Source organism: Chloroflexus sp., assembly GCF_034431535.1.
GTDB lineage: Bacteria > Chloroflexota > Chloroflexia > Chloroflexales > Chloroflexaceae > Chloroflexus.
In genome coordinates, this window is record NZ_DAOUDC010000072.1 from 41305 (window position 1) to 57137 (window position 15833).

Here is a 15833-nt window from a genome sequence, read left to right on the forward strand (position 1 = left end):
AAGGGCGGATGTTCGCGGTACGTGCTTGCACGAGGCGATGCCCCGCGCTACCTGCGCCAATCAATGTCCCATGTTCCTGGTCTTGTGGAGCACATGCTCAAGCAGGGGTCATACGCTCTTGCAATGGCCGCATGACGAGTGCGGCAGTTTGACTGCCGCACTCGATAGCTGCTCACCAGACCTCTTCCAGCATTGCCAACAACTCTTCCGGCGTCGCCGGACGCGGGTTGTTGAAGATCGCCGGCTCGACAGCGGCCAGCTCGGCCAATTCGGGCAACGCCTCGCGCGGCACGCCAACATTGCGCAGCCGGGTGGGCAAGCCGCAGTCGGCGGTCAAGGTATGAACAGCGGCAATGCCATCGGCGATCACCTCGGCATTACTGCGCCCTCCCACGTTGACCCCCATCGCGCGCGCAATCCGCACATAGCGTTCGGGCGCGACTTCGCTGTTGAAGCGCATCGCCGGCGGTAGGAAGATAGCGTTGGCGGTGCCGTGATGCACCGGGAACTTGCCACCCACCGCATGCGAGAGGGCATGGACAACGCCAAACAAGCTGTTGCCGCAGGCGATGCCGGCCATGGCTGCGGCAATCAGCAACTGGCTGCGCGCTTCAAGGTTCTCGCCGTCATGCACCGCGTCGCGCAGGTGGGTGGCGATCATATCGATCGCCGCCAGCGCCAGACTATCACTGAAGGGGTTGTTTTCAGTCGAGACGTAGGTCTCAATCGCGTGTGACAATGCATCCATACCGGTGGCCGCGGTCAGGCGCGGCGGCAAGGTACGGGTCATCATTGGGTCAAGAATAGCCAAATCAGGGGTGACATAACGGCTGACGATACTAATCTTGCGGTGTTCCGCTTCGTCGAGTATCACCGCGATCGGGGTCACTTCGCTGCCGGTGCCGGCGGTGGTGGGGATGGCGACCAGCGGCGTGAGCAGTGTCTCGATCACGTTGTAGCCTTCATAATCCGGGATCGATCCTCCCAGTGTGAGCACGATGCGAACGCCTTTCGCGGTATCGATCGGGCTGCCGCCGCCAACGGCAATCAGCAGGTCGGCGCCGGCGGCGCGGGCTCGCTCGGCGGCTTCCGCCACTTTCGCCACCGATGAATTGGCTGGCACATCATCAAACACGCCAACAATCTCAACGGGGGCAATGCCGGCCTTGATCGGTTCGAGCAAACCGGCTTGCACCACCCCTTTGTCGGCCACGATGAACGCGCGGCGCTGCGGCAGCGCATTGCTAATCACTTGCCCCAGTTCGGCAGCCAGCCCGATCTGGTAGAGCACGCGCGCGCCAAGGCTGAATTCAAAAAAGTCTTGCATCGCCCCGTCCTTTATCTGTCAAAAGAGCACTGCTATGTTTATTATACGACCGGGGGGAAGAGGGATAATGCCAAGGCGCAGAGGGAGCAAAGGCACAGAGATTTTTAACGCAACGACGCAAAGGACGCAGAGGGCGCAAAGATATGTGGGATGGTAATCATCCTCGGCGTTCTCTGCGGTAAGTCTATCTTGCCCCTGCCTTAGCCCTCCCCCCAGTGGGGGGAGGGAACTTGCCCCTCCCCCCACTGGGGGGAGGCGGGGAGGGGACCAACGCCAGCGCTCCAATCAGATATGGTTTGTGGCTTTTGCGTCTTTTTGTGGCTATTCCTCTCGCTCCTACCGCGAGGTGGGAGTGGGCCGGAGGTAAGGGCCAACGCCATGCAGCGCTCCAATCAGATATGGTTTGTGGCTTTTGCGTCTTTTTGTGGCTATTCCTCTCCCGTCACCCACCCATCTGCGCAGCGCGCAGTTCCTCCAGTGGAATATGGCAGCGCAGGCGATGGCCATCGCCGGCTTCTCGCCACGGTGGTTTCTCTGTGCGGCATATATCGCCGAGCACGCGCGGGCAGCGCGGCTGAAACGGGCATCCAGTGGCTGGCGCTGCTATCGTAGCCTCGGCTTCGCGGAGGCGTATACCGCGCGGGTTGGTTGCCGCCAGCAAGGCTTCAGTGTATGGATGCAGCGGCGGGTTGAGGACTGACGCCACCGGGCCTTCTTCGACGATCTCGCCGCGGTACATCACCATGACATCGTCGGCCAAGTAGCTCACCACTGCGAGATCGTGCGTGATGAACACATAGGTGATGCCGGTGCGCTCTTTGATGCTGGCCAGCACGTTCAATACCGCTGCCTGCACTGAGACATCAAGCGCCGAGACCGCTTCATCAAGCACGAGCAGATCGGGCGTGGCCGCCAGCGCGCGGGCTATCGCCACCCGCTGTTTCTCGCCGCCGCTCAGTTGGTGCGGACGGCGGTTGGCATAGTCGGGTGGCAAGTTCACCAGTCGCAAGAGATCAGGCACTCGCTTGGCCGCCGTTGTGCCATCAAGACCTCCCAGCCGGATCAGCGGCCTGATCAGCGCCTCGCCAATCGTCAGGGCCGGGTTGAGCGCCTCTTGCGGGTTTTGCAGCACCATCTGCAAGCGCCGCACCTGTTCGCGCGGTCGTTGTTCGATGCGCGGCTCCAGCGGGATGTCGAGCAATTCGATCGTGCCTCCCGACGGCGGGGTCAAGCCAATGAGGCAGCGGGCCAGCGTGGTTTTGCCGCTGCCGCTCTCGCCGACGACCCCTAGCGTGCGGTTGCGCTGCACGGTGAGATCGACTCCCGCCAACGCCTGCACCGCCGGCGCGGTTTTGTCGCGCACGGCGTCAACGAGCGACCGGCGTTGCACAATCGTTTTGGTGAGATGATGCGTCGTCAACAACGGCGCCTTGTCCGGTGCGGGGGTAGCAGTCGCCGGAGCCGGCGGCGCGAGGTCGAAGGTGAGCTGTGACCAGTAATGGCAGCGGGTGGCGTGATCGGGCCCAATCGCCAGTAACGGCGGTCGTTCACGCTGGCAACGGTCATCGGCCAGCGGGCAACGCGGCGCAAAGACGCAGCCGTCCGGCAGCGCGCCGGGGGCCGGAATAGTTCCTTCGATCGGTTGCAAGGGATGGCTGTCGTAGCGCAGGTCGGGGTGCGGCAGACTGTGCAACAATCCTTGGGTGTAGGGATGGCGCGGCTGTTGGAACAGAGTGTCGGTAGGCGCGATTTCGACCAGCTCGCCGGCGTAGAGCACGGCAGTGCGGGTGGCGATGCGGGCGACAAGGCCAAGGTTATGTGAAATGAAGAGCGATACCGGCTGCCGCTCGGCGATCAGATCGGCCAGCAAATCGATGACCGCGGCTTCGGTCGTCACATCGAGACTCGTGGTCGGTTCGTCGAGCACCAGAAGGCGCGGCGCGCCGTGCAATGCCATCGCGAACATCACGCGCTGCTGCATGCCGCCGCTGAGTTCGTGGGGGTAGCTGCGCATCACCCGCACCGGGTCAGCGATGTGTACGCGCGCCAACAGCGCGGCGGCTTGCGCTTCAGCGACAGGGCGCTTGCCGCCAATCGCTTCGACCAGTTGCTCGCCGATGCGCAGGGTTGGGTTGAGCGCCGCCAGCGGATTTTGCGGCACCAACCGCAGGGATCGCTCCCAGAGCGCGCGCAAGGATGCACCTTGCGTTTGGGTGAGATCGATACCGTCGAGTAGCACCCTCCCGGCGCTGATCCGGCCATTCGCCGGCAGCGCGCGCAAGATCGCCAAGCCAAGGGTGCTTTTGCCGCTGCCGCTCTCGCCGACGATGCCTACTGTCTCGCCGGCGGCGACGCTCAGCGTAATCTCGCGCAACACCGGCAGCCGTTGCCGGCCAGTGTGGTATTCAACTGAAAGGTTCTCGACCGAGAGGACGGAAGTTGCCATGACTGCTCTTGCCCAATGCAGGTTGAAGGGGGCCGATCTGCGTGCCGGCTCAGCTTTGCTCTGCGCCGCGCACCCGATCCACCGCTCATGAGTCGCTGATCGCCCGGCGCACCCCTTCGGCCATCAGATTGACCCCAATCACCAGTAACGCAATCGCGGCTGCCGGGACGTAAAGTGACCACGGCGCGAGCGCGAATTCATTACGCGCTTCCAGCACCATCAGACCCCAGTCGGGGCTTGGCGGTTGCACGCCGACGCCAAGGAAACCGAGCGAGGCGACCAGAAAGATCGCATAGGAAAAGCGCAGCGCCGCTTCGACCGCCAGTGTTGGCGCCACCAGCGGCAACAACTCGCGCCAGAGAATGTACCCCAGACGTTCATTGCGCATCCGCGCCGCTTCGATAAAGCCGCGCGATTTCAGCGCCAAGACCACGCTCCGCACCACGCGGGCCACGATCGGGGTATACACCACCACCATCACCAGCAACACGTTCGCGCGTGAAGGGCCGGTGGCGCCAAGCAAGATTAAGGCCAGCAAGAGGGCCGGCAGCGCGAGCAAGCCGTCGAACAGGCGAAAGACGATCTCTTCTTGCCAGCCTCCCAGATACGTAACACTGATCCCGATGAACGCTCCTAAGATCACCGCCAAGGCTGTGCCGCCGCCGGCTAGCGCCAGAATATCGCGCGCACCGGAAACGATCCGGCTGAACAGATCGCGGCCCAGCCGGTCGGTGCCAAAGGGATGGCTCAGCGACGGCGGTTGGCGGATGAGTTCGGCATTTTGCGCAGTCGGGCTATACGGCGCGATCAACGGCCCAAACAGGGCCAGCGCCAGAAAAACAGTCACAATGATCGTGCCAGCCGCGGTTGCCGGATCGGCGAAAAAAGCGCGGCCTAGTCGCTGAACATTCATGGTTCTCGCACGCCGACAAACACCAAGGTACGTTCGCTCTTGCCCATCTTATACCGCAATCGTCGCCAGATCGGTGCGGCCCGGAAACGCCTTTGCCACATACCCGCGTAACCCTTCGCGGTGGGCGCTGAGTTGGGCAAAGAAATAGGGAATGATAATCGGGCCGCGCTCGATCAAGATCCGCTGTATTTCGCGGTACGCGCGCACCCGCTCAGTTTCATCGAGCGTGGTGCGGGCCGTGGCGGCCAGTGCGTCAAATTCGGCGTCGCTGAAATGGCTCTCGTTCCACACCGCGCCGCTCACCAGCATCACATCGAGGTAAAATTGCGGCACCGGGCGCGAACCCCAACCAGTGATGCCCAGATCGACCTCTAGCCAGCCGTTGTCGCCGTAGTAGACACTTTCTGGCTCAACGATCACATTAATGTCGATCCCGGCTTCTGCCCACTGCTCTTTCAACACCACCGCCAAATCGGGGCGATCGCCCGAATCGGGTAAGTGCAGATCGAGTTTCAGCCCGTCAGGATAGCCTGCACTCGCCAGCAACGCGCGCGCTGCTGCCGGATCGCGCGCCGGGAGCGGCGTCTCTTCGGAGTAGTAGGCGCTGAAGAGTGGCCCGATCGGGCTATCGCGGCCCCCTGCACCCAAGCCGGCCTTCACTTGACGGAAGATCGCTTGGCGGTCGGTGGCCAATTTCAAGGCGCGGATCACCTCAGGCTTATTGCCCGGTTCCCGGTCGGCGCGCAACCGCACTAGATCGAAGCCGTTGGTCGGCGTCTGCACCGCCACGATCCCCGCTGTTTGTTGCAAGGTTTGGAACAGCGGCGTTGGCATACGCAGCACCAGATCGACTTGCCCGCCGCGCAGCGCATCAACCGCCGCCGCCTGATCGGCGAAAAAGATGATCTCAAGGGTGGCGACCACCGGCTTGCCGGTTTGGAAATAGGCCGGATTGGCCGCCAGATCGACCCGGTTCTCGGTGCGATATTCCACTACCTTAAAGGGGCCGGTGCCGTTAAAGCTGGTAGCCGGATTCGCCGTGCCGGCCCGGAGGATCAATGCGTGATTATCAGACAGGTCATAGAGGAAGAACGGATTAGGCGCGGATAGGGTAAAGACGACGGCGGTATCACCGTCGGCGGCAATATCGGCGACATTGGCGTAGAGGTCAGCCGTCGGCAATTGCAGTGACGCATCGCGCAAGCGATTGAATGTCCACACCACATCGGCGGCGGTGAACGGGCTGCCATCGTGGAAGGTGACACCGCTAGCGAGAGTCAGCCGGTAGCGTAAACCATCGTCGCTGATCGTCCATTCGCGGGCAAGGCGCGGAATCACGTTATTGCCGGCATCGATATCAACCAGATAGTCGTACACGTGGTTCAGAATGAGGATTTCAGCGTCTGACGAAGCGAAGGCCGGGTCAAGCTGCACCGGAATTTCGCTCGCCACGCGCAACCTCCCGCTGGGGCTGTTGCCGGCAGGAGCTAGGGTGGTGGTGGGTTCAGGCGCTGGCGCCGTACCGCCGCAGGCCGCTAGCGCCGTTGCGCCGGCTGATAAACCCAACGCCAACCCAAGGCGCAAAAACGCGCGGCGGCTCATCCGCCCGGCCAGCACCTCAGATCGGGCCATCTGCAACACGTGCAGCCGCTCGTCTGATTGATCCATCGGTTCGTCCTTTCTCTTCAAAACGCGGCTCTTGACGGGCGCTACCTCCTACGAACGGGGTACAGACCTAATCTATAGCCTGCGGCAGTGCTACTGCCGCAATGCCTCCCCGGTCAGAACCGCCTGTGGCGCACCGCGCGGCCCCTAGCGGGGGAAGAGTAGCGCCTCTATGGCCTGCGGCAGTGCTACTGCCGCAATGCCTCTTGATCACTGTGCGATGTCGCACCGCTCGGCGCTCAGCTCCCCGCTCCCGCGCTAGTAGGAGCGGGGCTGGGTGTGCGGGTGAAACAGCCCCTACCAAGCCCATGTGCCCGGGCCTCCTTTGAACGGCCCGACAATATCGCTGGTAATCCAGCCGCCGTAAAATCCGCCCGGTTGGGGCGTTACCCGTTCATCATCAACATAGCAGGCATCCATCGGGCCTGCGTAAAAGGCGAGATACCCGCGGATGGGCGCGAAATCAGGTGTGGGGTCAAGGTACGACCATGTCGTTTGTACAGCGCTGCGCTCGCCAACCACCACATCGTAATAGGTGGCGATGCCCTTGAATTCGCAGAACGACCGGGCCAGATTGGGGCGGAGGAATGCCATCTGCACATCCGCGGGTGGCACATAGTAGACCGGCGGATGGCTGGTTTCGATCACCCGAATCGCGCGCTGGCTATCGACCAGCGTGATCCCGGCAAAGATCACCCGGATCCGGCGCGAGGTCGGTTCGAGTCGTGGCGGGCGCGGATAGTCCCAGACCGATTCTTGGCCGGGGCCGGGCGGAATGCGTTTTACCATTGTCTTCACCTCTGGCGACAGTGGATACAGCTATCTGCACTATACCATGGTTGCGGGGCAGATTCAGCGAAAAAAGTACGTTGAAGCATTACCGTAAAAAACTGCGAGCGTTTCATTATCTATGCCGCGGCCAGCATCTTGGCAGCGTGAATGCGGCGAGGCGGCCTATACGCCAAGCCCGGCCCGCTCCGTATGCTCGCCGGGATTGCTTGCTAACCCCCTTGCTGAGGGCGCTGGTGGCGGTGTACAGCTTGCCAGTCGCCCGCTACGCATCGCACACAGTGGGTGGCCGGTGGAATGAACGATTGTAACGAATGGCCCGCCATCTGCGCATCGTTTCGCTGTTTGCAGCGGTATACTAATAGGGAGGAAAAAATAATGCGCCCCTCTTGTCATGGTCGTACACTTGTGCTATTATAGCACATATGTACGGGGCAGGCAACGGCATTGACAGCGCCCTCCCCATCGAGTAGAGTAGCAAGAGGAGCATACGAGTGGGTACGAATAATGGAGGAGCGCCCGCGATGGCAATCACCCCGGAGAAAGAAAAAGCGCTCGCGGCGGCGATGTCGCAGATCGATCGCAAGTTTGGCAAAGGCTCCATCATGAAGATGGGCGAGGTGGGAAACCGGCTGGCCATCGAAGCCATTCCCACCGGTTCGATTGCCCTCGACATTGCGCTAGGCATCGGCGGCGTACCACGCGGGCGCGTGATCGAGATTTTCGGCCCTGAGAGCAGCGGGAAAACCACGCTGGCCCAACACATCATCGCCGAAGCGCAGAAGATGGGTGGCGTCTGCGCCTTTATCGACGCCGAACACGCCTTTGATCCCGTCTACGCGGCGCGGTGCGGTGTCAATACCAATGACCTGCTGGTATCCCAGCCCGACACTGGTGAGCAGGCGCTTGAGATCTGTGAAATGCTGGTGCGCTCGAATGCGATCGACGTGATCGTCATTGACTCGGTTGCCGCTTTGGTGCCGCGAGCTGAAATCGAAGGCGATATGGGCGATTCGATGCCCGGCATGCAAGCCCGCCTGATGAGCCAAGCGTTGCGTAAGTTGTCCGGCGCGATCAGCAAGAGCCGCACGGTCGTTATCTTTATTAACCAGTTGCGCATGAAGATCGGCGTGATGTTCGGTTCGCCGGAAACGACCACCGGCGGGCAGGCGCTCAAGTTCTACGCCTCGGTGCGGCTTGACATCCGGCGGATCGAGACGCTCAAGCAAGGGCAAGAGGCGATCGGTTCGCGCGTGCGGGTAAAGGTGATCAAGAACAAGGTTGCGCCACCCTTCCGGCAGGCCGAATTCGATATTCTGGCCAACGAGGGTATCTCGCGCGAAGGCAATATTATTGATATCGGCACCGAGTTAGGCATCATCCGTAAGAGCGGTGCGTGGTTCTATCTCGGCGAAGATCGGCTCGGCCAAGGGCGCGAAAATGTGCGTGAGTTCCTCAAGAACAACCCGGCCCTGACCGACGAGATCGAACGCTTGATCAAAGCGCAAGCGTTGACCAATCCGTCGGTGATTGCGCCTAGCGCCGATGTCGGTGACGATGACGGTATCTTTGAGGAGTGACGCCTGCGTGATGCGCTGTCGGGTGCTGCCGGTGCAAGCTGGCAGCACCAGTGTTGTTGGCTCATGCCGCCGGTTCTTGGGTGCGCCGGGGGCAACGTGTGCGGCAGGCGTCCTAGACGATGTCGCCGCGAGCGATCGCGCATCCAATAACGTAACCTTGCTCTGCGCCTTGCAAGCTTGAGGGACTGGCAGAGCATGTGGTCGATTGTGACCGTTGATCGCAGTGCAATGCCTTCAAGTCCAGTGCTGAGCCCCCTCTCCCGCGCCAGTGGGAGCGGGGCTAGTGGTGACGGTTAGCGGCCCGCGCAGCGGGCTTCGTCATCCTAGCCCGGCCCTTCCGAGTCGGGTGCCGGATCAGATGGTCTGTTCGCCCTCGAGTGCCAGTGGGAGCGGGGTTGGGGCGAAACGGCTTATCGCAACCCATCAATCACATCTGCACTCATGCGTTCTGTCCGCCCTTGAACGCCAGGGGACGCAGGGTGAAAGAGTAAGAATGACGGTCTGAGCCAGTTAGCCAACGCCAGCTACTCCTCCGCGCGTAGTGTTGAGGCGAGTGCTATGCCTGCCGGTACAATCACCGCTCTGCGCCAGCAAAGCAACGATCCACAGCGCGTCAATGTCTTCATTGACGGTGAGTTTGCGCTGGGCATTAGCCTCAATACGCTGGTGCGCGAGCGTTTGGCGGTGGGCGTGCAGCTTGACGAGGCGGCGTGGGAACGCCTCGTTGCCAGCGAGCAGACCGATCAGGCGTTGCAGAAAGCGTTGCAGCAGCTTGAGCGACGACCGCGTTCGACTGCCGAAATACAGCGGTATTTGCAGCGCAAAGGATTTGATGAAGCGACGTGCGCGCGCGTGATTGCCCGACTGCACGAATTGGGTCTGCTGAATGACGCCGATTTTGCCAGTCGTTGGGTCGCTAACCGGCGCGCCTTGCGCCCCCGCGGCGATCGCGCCTTGCGGGCCGAATTGCGCCACAAGGGGATTGCGCCGGCGATTATTGATGAAGCGTTGGCGGCGGAAGATGATGGTATGAGCGAACGTGAACGGGCCGAGGCGGTTGCGCGCGCTGTGTTGCCGCGCTATGCGCAGGTTGCCGATTGGGCTGCATTTCAACGCCGGTTCGGCGGTTATCTGTTGCGTCGCGGATTTGCTGCCGATCTGATCCGGCCCATTCTTGCTCGCCTTTGGCGTGAATTGCATCGGGGGGCGGATGGGCCAGATTGGTAAGATGGTTGATGATCAATGTCGTAACGGTAGCATGGGTCAAGATTGTTTCGCAAGGTATGATTTTGTCTGGCACAAACACGACGATCCGCAGGCGTAGCAACGGAGCATGGGCAGACGATTCGCCTGCGTCGTAACGGAGCGCGGGTGGCCCGCAGTAGCAGGTAATGCAACCGCACCGCCAATCACGGCACCGGCGTAGCAACGGAGTGCGAGCGGCTCGCAGGTAGCAGCGTCTCGTGTCGCGATGGCGTTTGGCAAACAGTCCTACCCTGTCCTATGGATAGCGTCTTCTGGTGAATTTGGCTGTGGTAGCATCCGTTTCGGCCATTAGGAAGTGCAGAGTCTCTCTTCTTTCGCTTGCAGGCGTGAGGATGGTGAAGGGCAATGGCGGTGACAACGGCGGATCGCCTTCCCAAAACGCTATCTACGCTATTGGACAGACACCCGCATGCCGGGTATGATGGTGGGTATGGCAGCGGGCGTTGTGTTTGGCAAATGCCGCTTCCATGACTAACAATGAGCGCGCCGCCATTCATTGTTCGGCGCCATAGCATAACACGCTTAAGGATTTCATTATGGCTGAAGTGCAATATCTTGGTCATGCATGTTTTCGTTTGCGCGGTCGCGATGGCACCATCGTGTGCGATCCGTACCACCGCTCGATCGGTTTCGATTTAGGCCGGCCAACCGCGACGATCGTCACCGTTAGCCATCACCATCCTGACCACGATAATGTGGCGGCGGTGCGCCCGTTGCGCGATCGCGTCTTTGTGGTTGATGGCCCCGGCGAGTATGAGATTGGCGGGGTGCTGATTACCGGTGTGCGCACCTTCCACGACACGGTGAAAGGGGCTGAACGCGGCTTCAATACCGTGTATATCATCCATCTCGATGATCTGGTCTTCTGCCATCTCGGCGATCTTGGTCACGAATTGACCACGAGCCAGCTCGAAGAGATTGGCTCGAATGTTGATGTGTTGTTTGTGCCGGTTGGCGGCGGCGAAACGATCGGGCCGGCGACGGCCAGCAATGTCATCAGCCAGATCGAACCGCGTTTTGTGATCCCGATGCATTACGTGATGGGGCAGACCGATTTCAATCCGCCGCTCGCGCCGCTCGAAAAGTTTGTGAGCGAAATGGGGATGAAAGAATATACCCCTGAAGAAAAGCTGGTGATTAATGCGAATGCCCTGCCCACCGATGAGGAGCAGACCCGGATCGTCATCCTGTGCCCGGCTCATAGTTGACCATTCATGCTTCTTACATGTGGTATACTAAAAAATTGAAGTGTAAACGTGCGGCAGATACATGCCGCTCATCATAGTACGTATTATCCAGTAAACAGCGATTGTGTAGCATGCAATCCGCTTTGGCACAGTGCAAGCGAGCGCCAGCGTGGGTCGGTTCAACCGAAGGTTGACCGACCCACAAATCTTTATGCAGGGAGCAGTCCTCTATGACGAAGTACATTTTTGTGACTGGCGGGGTGGTCTCTTCGGTTGGCAAAGGAATTGGCGTAGCTTCGATTGGCCGCCTCCTTAAGAGCCGCGGCTTCACCGTTTCGGTCATGAAGCTCGACCCTTACCTCAACGTCGATCCCGGCACGATGTCGCCGTACCAGCACGGTGAGGTGTTTGTGACGGCCGATGGTGCTGAGACCGACCTTGACCTCGGCCACTACGAGCGCTTTATTGATGTCAAGCTGAGCCGGTTGAGCAATGTCACTACCGGCCAGATCTATTCGGCGGTCATCGCCAAAGAGCGGCGCGGCGATTATCTGGGTGGTACGATTCAGGTGATTCCGCATATCACCAATGAGATCAAGGCGCGCATCGGCGCGTTGGCCCGCAGCAGCCAAGCCGATGTGGTTATTGTCGAAATTGGCGGCACTGTTGGCGATATCGAAAGCCTGCCCTTCCTTGAAGCTATCCGTCAAATGCGCAAGGACGTTGGACGCGACAATATTCTCTACATTCACGTGACGTTGCTGCCCCATATCAGCACTGGCGAGTTAAAGACCAAGCCGACCCAGCATTCGGTGATGGCGCTGCGCAATGTGGGTATTAGTGCCGATGTCATTCTCTGCCGGGCCGATCGCCCGATCGACGACGATATTCGCGAGAAGATCGCTTTCTTCGCCGATGTTGATGTACGCGCGGTGATCCCGGTCCCCACCGTCGATTCAATCTACGAAGTGCCGCTGGTGCTCGAAGATATGGGTCTCGGCGATTATCTGGTCGAGCGGCTGGGTTTGCCGGCTACGCCGCCCGATCTCGAAGAATGGCGCGCGCTGGTTGCGCGTATCCGCCAAGAAAAGCGCTGCTTGCCCATTGCCTTGGTCGGTAAGTATGTCGAGCTGCACGATGCTTATATCAGTGTCGTCGAGGCATTGCATCACGCTGGGCTTGAGCAATCGATCGACGTAGATATTCGCTGGGTGTCCGCTGAAGATGTCGAACGCGAGGGGCCGGCCCGTTTGCTGTCAGGCGTCTACGGTATTCTCGTGCCGGGTGGGTTTGGCGAGCGTGGGGTCGAAGGCAAGATTGCCGCCGCTGATTATGCCCGGGTGCATGGCATCCCCTACCTTGGCTTGTGTTTGGGGATGCAGTGCGCAACTATCGCGTTCGCTCGCCACGTGCTCGGTACCCACGATGTCAACAGCACCGAATTCAACCCGCAGACCGCCCATCCCGTAATCGATCTGATGCCCGATCAGCGCGATATTACCGAAAAAGGCGGTACGATGCGGCTGGGTATCTATCCCTGCGATCTCGTGCCGGGCACGCGCGCCCATGCGCTGTATGGCTGTGATCGGGTGGAAGAACGCCACCGTCATCGCTTTGAGTTCAATAACCGCTATCGCGCTATCTTAGAGGCGGCTGGACTAGTGATCAGCGGCGTCTCGCCCGACAAGCGGCTGGTTGAGATTATCGAACTGCGTGACCATCCATGGTACGTGGCCAGCCAGTTCCACCCCGAATTCCAGTCCCGTCCGGGTAAGCCGCATCCACTCTTCTATGGCTTTGTGGCAACAGCGGCGCAGACGTTGCTCGCCGGTGAAGCGCGCCAGTTGCCGCTCGTGGAAAGCGCCTCGTAACCCTTGCCGAAGAGTATAGGCTGATAAGCCCCTCGCTCATCAATTGAGCGAGGGGCTTTTGGGTCTTCTCAATAGGCAATGTCGCTGTTGCACAGTGCGCAGACGGCAACCCTCTGGCGCGCGCAGCGCCATCTGCGCTGAGCCACCAAATGCTGCTCGTCCACCGCAAGATGAGACATTCAAAAATTGCTCGAAATTTCTGCGAATCCTTTTGGTATCTCGCGCGGTTTCATATATGAGCACACTTTTTTATACCGCTGAGGTGTCGCATGCGATTCGTCCACCTGTTCGTCTTGCTCTTCGTCCTGACCGCTTGCACTGCGCCGATGACCAGCGCCCCCGAACCCTCCCGGCCCGCGCCGGCGCCTACCCAAGCCCCTGTGGCGAGTGGACGGCTGGTTAGCCCATTGCAGTCACGGCTCTGGTTAGTGACCGATTCGAGTGCGGTATTGGCTGCCGCCGCAAACGCAGAGTTTGCCGACTTGCCGCCGGCGCCGCCAACGAATACCGCACACACATTTGCCGTCGAATGGCTCAAGACTACGCTCAAGTTCATAGCCCGCGACGAACTGCCGCCCAATCGGGCCGCCCGTGAATTGATGCTCGTATCGGTCGCGCTCAACGATGCGTTACAGATTGGGCAGGAATCCGCACGTGAGCAGCCGGTTGATAATACTGCGCTGTTGGCTGGTGCGATGTGGCCGGTATTGCGCTATCTCCATCCCCAACACAACGAGATCATTGAGGGTTACGTCTACGTGTCGCGCTGGCATGGGCTATGGCTACGCGATCCGGTTCCGCCGGAGCAGCTCGCGCGCAGCTTCCAGATTGGGCAAGCGGTGGGGCACGAGGTGGTCGCGTGGGCGCAGCAAGATGGCAGCGATGCGGTACGCGAGATTGCTTTGCCGGCTAGTGGTGGGTGGAATACGAAACAACTCCCGCTTGATCCGCATTGGGGCTCGGTCAAGACCATTTCCCTGCCTGCCGGTGATGCCATTGTGTTGCCGCCGCCGCCAGCGTGGGACAGTAAAGAGATGGAGCGCGAACGCACCGCCTTTCGGGCAGGACAGCAGGTGTTGACCGATGAACATCGCGAACTGGCGTGGTATTGGCACGCCGATGTGGGTACTGTCACCCCTCCCGGCCTCTGGTTTGAGACGGCGATCACGATGGCACTGGTCAACAAGCTCGATGAAATGCAGACGGCGTCGCTCCTTGCTCATCTCGGCGTTGCCATGCACGACACTGCCGTGGCGTGCTGGTACAACAAATACCTGTACGGCTTCCAGCGTCCCGAGCAATGGATGGCAGCAGTGGAACCTGCGTGGCAACCGGTCTTGCCCACCCCGCCCCACCCTTCGTACCCGTCGGGCCATGCCGCTTTCAGTTCGGCCGCAGCCAATCTGCTGATTGTCGCCTTTCCGCACCATAAAGACCTGCTCGTCGAGCGTGCCGCTGATGCCACCCGCTCACGCATCATCGGCGGGGTGCATTGGTTTATGGATGGCATGCAGGGCATGAGCTTGGGCCGCGATGTCGCGCGGTATGTGCTTACGCGGTAACGGAAGGAAGTGATTTCTATGCAACTTAGCTATCGTCGTCGCCTCGTTCTTGTTGCGATCGTTGGCGTGGTCTGGTTGAGATTGGCGCTTATTCCCTCGGCCATTGCGCAATCAGGCCGGCCCCAACTGCAATTGAGCAATTACATTGATCGGATCGGTCAAGTGCTGGTTGATTTCTGGCAACTGCCGCTTACCACCCGCGAATTGCGCTGGAGTTGGAATCAACCACCGGTTGATGATAATGCGTGGGAACCACTCGAGGTTTTTCAAGGGTTTGCCTTTGCGTATGTGCCGGGTCCGCCTGAGACGGGCAATTTGTTGTGCCAGCATCATACATTCTACGCTGAGCTGCGTGATGTCGATGGCAATACCACGTTGTTGAGCGCGCCGCTAACGATCGATCGCGCCGTGGATATGATTATCAACGTGCGCTGGCCGGAATATGCAATGACTGGCTACACAAATCAAGATACGATTATGGTGCAAATGATTAACAATAATGATTGCACCGGTCTACGTCTCGGCGTGTTCTCGATTGATGATGAGGTGTTGTATGATCTCCCCATCATTTCAATTGAGCAGTCAGCGCGCTATGATGCGTACCAACTGCTCGCCAAAGAGGGTGAAATGATGCTCTATTTCATCGCATACGATGGGTTATCCAATATAGGATACCTAGAGTTGCCGTTTGTACGTGATGTAACACCGCCTCTGGTGACGCAGACGATCACTCGGGTGGAAAGAGGTGATCAGAGCAGCCAGCTTACCATCTCGGGTCAGTTTATGGATGCGCATGCGCCGTTACCGTGGGCGATTGAATGGCGATTCGTTAACCGGTATGGCGTTCCCATCGGTCAGCCGGTGTACCACGTGCTAGGTGCGCAAGAGGTGCAGGGTGAAGATGATGGGGCGCTGGCAACCAATAGTTCGCCATTCCAACTCAACGTATCATTGGGTGTTATCCCAAATGATGCAGCGGCGATTCATCTGAAGCTCTTTGACCGCGCCGGCAACGGTCAGGAGCTTGAGCCGGTAGCATTTACCGTACCCGACATAACGTATACCGTCTATATCCCCCTCGCCGTGCGTTAAGCAGTTTTCTCTCGTACCTCGCCAAGCACTCACGTGGTGACGCTCTTTGAGCGTCGCCATGGGTGAGTGCGCGCTCAGAACGAATGCCGGAGGTGTTATGCATCCTACCAGCCATACATCACAGGATAGGCATTG

Annotated in this window: 11 protein-coding genes; 6 read left to right on the plus strand and 5 right to left on the minus strand. The window is 59.9% G+C overall.

Annotated elements, in window-relative coordinates; all coding sequences use genetic code 11:
- Positions 1 to 172: 172 nt before the first annotated feature.
- From U9R61_RS17650 to U9R61_RS17670, 5 genes are all read right to left on the minus strand, one after another.
- Positions 173 to 1327: an iron-containing alcohol dehydrogenase gene (locus U9R61_RS17650; protein ID WP_322490127.1), complete on the minus strand. Its 1155-nt coding sequence runs from the start codon at positions 1325 to 1327 to the stop codon at positions 173 to 175.
- A 442-nt stretch (positions 1328 to 1769) separates the two neighbouring features.
- A complete protein-coding gene (locus U9R61_RS17655; protein WP_322490128.1) occupies positions 1770 to 3773 on the minus strand; it encodes a dipeptide ABC transporter ATP-binding protein in 2004 nt (667 codons plus the stop codon).
- Between the two features lie 85 nt (positions 3774 to 3858).
- Positions 3859 to 4686 carry an ABC transporter permease gene (locus tag U9R61_RS17660; RefSeq protein ID WP_322490129.1) on the minus strand — a complete coding sequence of 276 codons (828 nt, stop codon included), beginning with the start codon at positions 4684 to 4686 and terminating at the stop codon, positions 3859 to 3861.
- Between the two features lie 48 nt (positions 4687 to 4734).
- On the minus strand, positions 4735 to 6354 hold the full coding sequence (locus tag U9R61_RS17665) for an ABC transporter substrate-binding protein (protein ID WP_322490130.1): 1620 nt from the start codon (positions 6352 to 6354) through the stop codon (positions 4735 to 4737).
- Positions 6355 to 6648: 294 nt separating this feature from the next.
- Positions 6649 to 7140 carry a DUF427 domain-containing protein gene (locus U9R61_RS17670; protein ID WP_322490131.1) on the minus strand — a complete coding sequence of 164 codons (492 nt, stop codon included), beginning with the start codon at positions 7138 to 7140 and terminating at the stop codon, positions 6649 to 6651.
- 524 nt (positions 7141 to 7664) lie between these two features.
- Between U9R61_RS17670 and recA the strand changes: the two genes are divergently transcribed.
- The 6 genes from recA (at position 7665) to U9R61_RS17700 (ending at position 15698) form a co-directional block, all read left to right on the plus strand.
- Complete coding sequence (gene recA, locus U9R61_RS17675; protein ID WP_298402904.1) at positions 7665 to 8720, plus strand: recombinase RecA; 1056 nt, start codon at positions 7665 to 7667, stop codon at positions 8718 to 8720.
- Positions 8721 to 9278: 558 nt separating this feature from the next.
- The gene (locus U9R61_RS17680; protein WP_322490132.1) at positions 9279 to 9947 is read left to right on the plus strand and encodes a regulatory protein RecX; all 669 of its coding nucleotides are present in this window, start codon (positions 9279 to 9281) and stop codon (positions 9945 to 9947) included.
- Between the two features lie 575 nt (positions 9948 to 10522).
- The gene (locus U9R61_RS17685; RefSeq protein ID WP_322490133.1) at positions 10523 to 11194 is read left to right on the plus strand and encodes an MBL fold metallo-hydrolase; all 672 of its coding nucleotides are present in this window, start codon (positions 10523 to 10525) and stop codon (positions 11192 to 11194) included.
- A 209-nt stretch (positions 11195 to 11403) separates the two neighbouring features.
- Positions 11404 to 13044: a CTP synthase gene (locus U9R61_RS17690; RefSeq protein WP_322490134.1), complete on the plus strand. Its 1641-nt coding sequence runs from the start codon at positions 11404 to 11406 to the stop codon at positions 13042 to 13044.
- A gap of 269 nt (positions 13045 to 13313) precedes the next feature.
- Positions 13314 to 14606, plus strand: a complete 1293-nt coding sequence (locus U9R61_RS17695; RefSeq protein WP_322490135.1) for a vanadium-dependent haloperoxidase — start codon at positions 13314 to 13316, stop codon at positions 14604 to 14606.
- Positions 14607 to 14624: 18 nt separating this feature from the next.
- Entirely contained in the window at positions 14625 to 15698 is a 1074-nt protein-coding gene (locus U9R61_RS17700; protein ID WP_322490136.1) for a hypothetical protein, read from the plus strand.
- Positions 15699 to 15833 lie beyond the last annotated feature (135 nt).

Excerpts from the sequence above, each read along its gene's own strand:
- recA (WP_298402904.1), top strand. The coding sequence starts at position 7,665 with ATGGCAATCACCCCGGAGAAAGAAAAAGCGCTCGCGGCGGCGATGTCG.
- U9R61_RS17665 (WP_322490130.1), bottom strand. The coding sequence starts at position 6,354 with ATGGATCAATCAGACGAGCGGCTGCACGTGTTGCAGATGGCCCGATCT.
- U9R61_RS17660 (WP_322490129.1), bottom strand. The coding sequence starts at position 4,686 with ATGAATGTTCAGCGACTAGGCCGCGCTTTTTTCGCCGATCCGGCAACC.
- U9R61_RS17685 (WP_322490133.1), top strand. The coding sequence starts at position 10,523 with ATGGCTGAAGTGCAATATCTTGGTCATGCATGTTTTCGTTTGCGCGGT.
- U9R61_RS17690 (WP_322490134.1), top strand. The coding sequence starts at position 11,404 with ATGACGAAGTACATTTTTGTGACTGGCGGGGTGGTCTCTTCGGTTGGC.
- U9R61_RS17695 (WP_322490135.1), top strand. The coding sequence starts at position 13,314 with ATGCGATTCGTCCACCTGTTCGTCTTGCTCTTCGTCCTGACCGCTTGC.
- U9R61_RS17650 (WP_322490127.1), bottom strand. The coding sequence starts at position 1,327 with ATGCAAGACTTTTTTGAATTCAGCCTTGGCGCGCGCGTGCTCTACCAG.
- U9R61_RS17655 (WP_322490128.1), bottom strand. The coding sequence starts at position 3,773 with ATGGCAACTTCCGTCCTCTCGGTCGAGAACCTTTCAGTTGAATACCAC.
- U9R61_RS17680 (WP_322490132.1), top strand. The coding sequence starts at position 9,279 with ATGCCTGCCGGTACAATCACCGCTCTGCGCCAGCAAAGCAACGATCCA.
- U9R61_RS17670 (WP_322490131.1), bottom strand. The coding sequence starts at position 7,140 with ATGGTAAAACGCATTCCGCCCGGCCCCGGCCAAGAATCGGTCTGGGAC.
- U9R61_RS17700 (WP_322490136.1), top strand. The coding sequence starts at position 14,625 with ATGCAACTTAGCTATCGTCGTCGCCTCGTTCTTGTTGCGATCGTTGGC.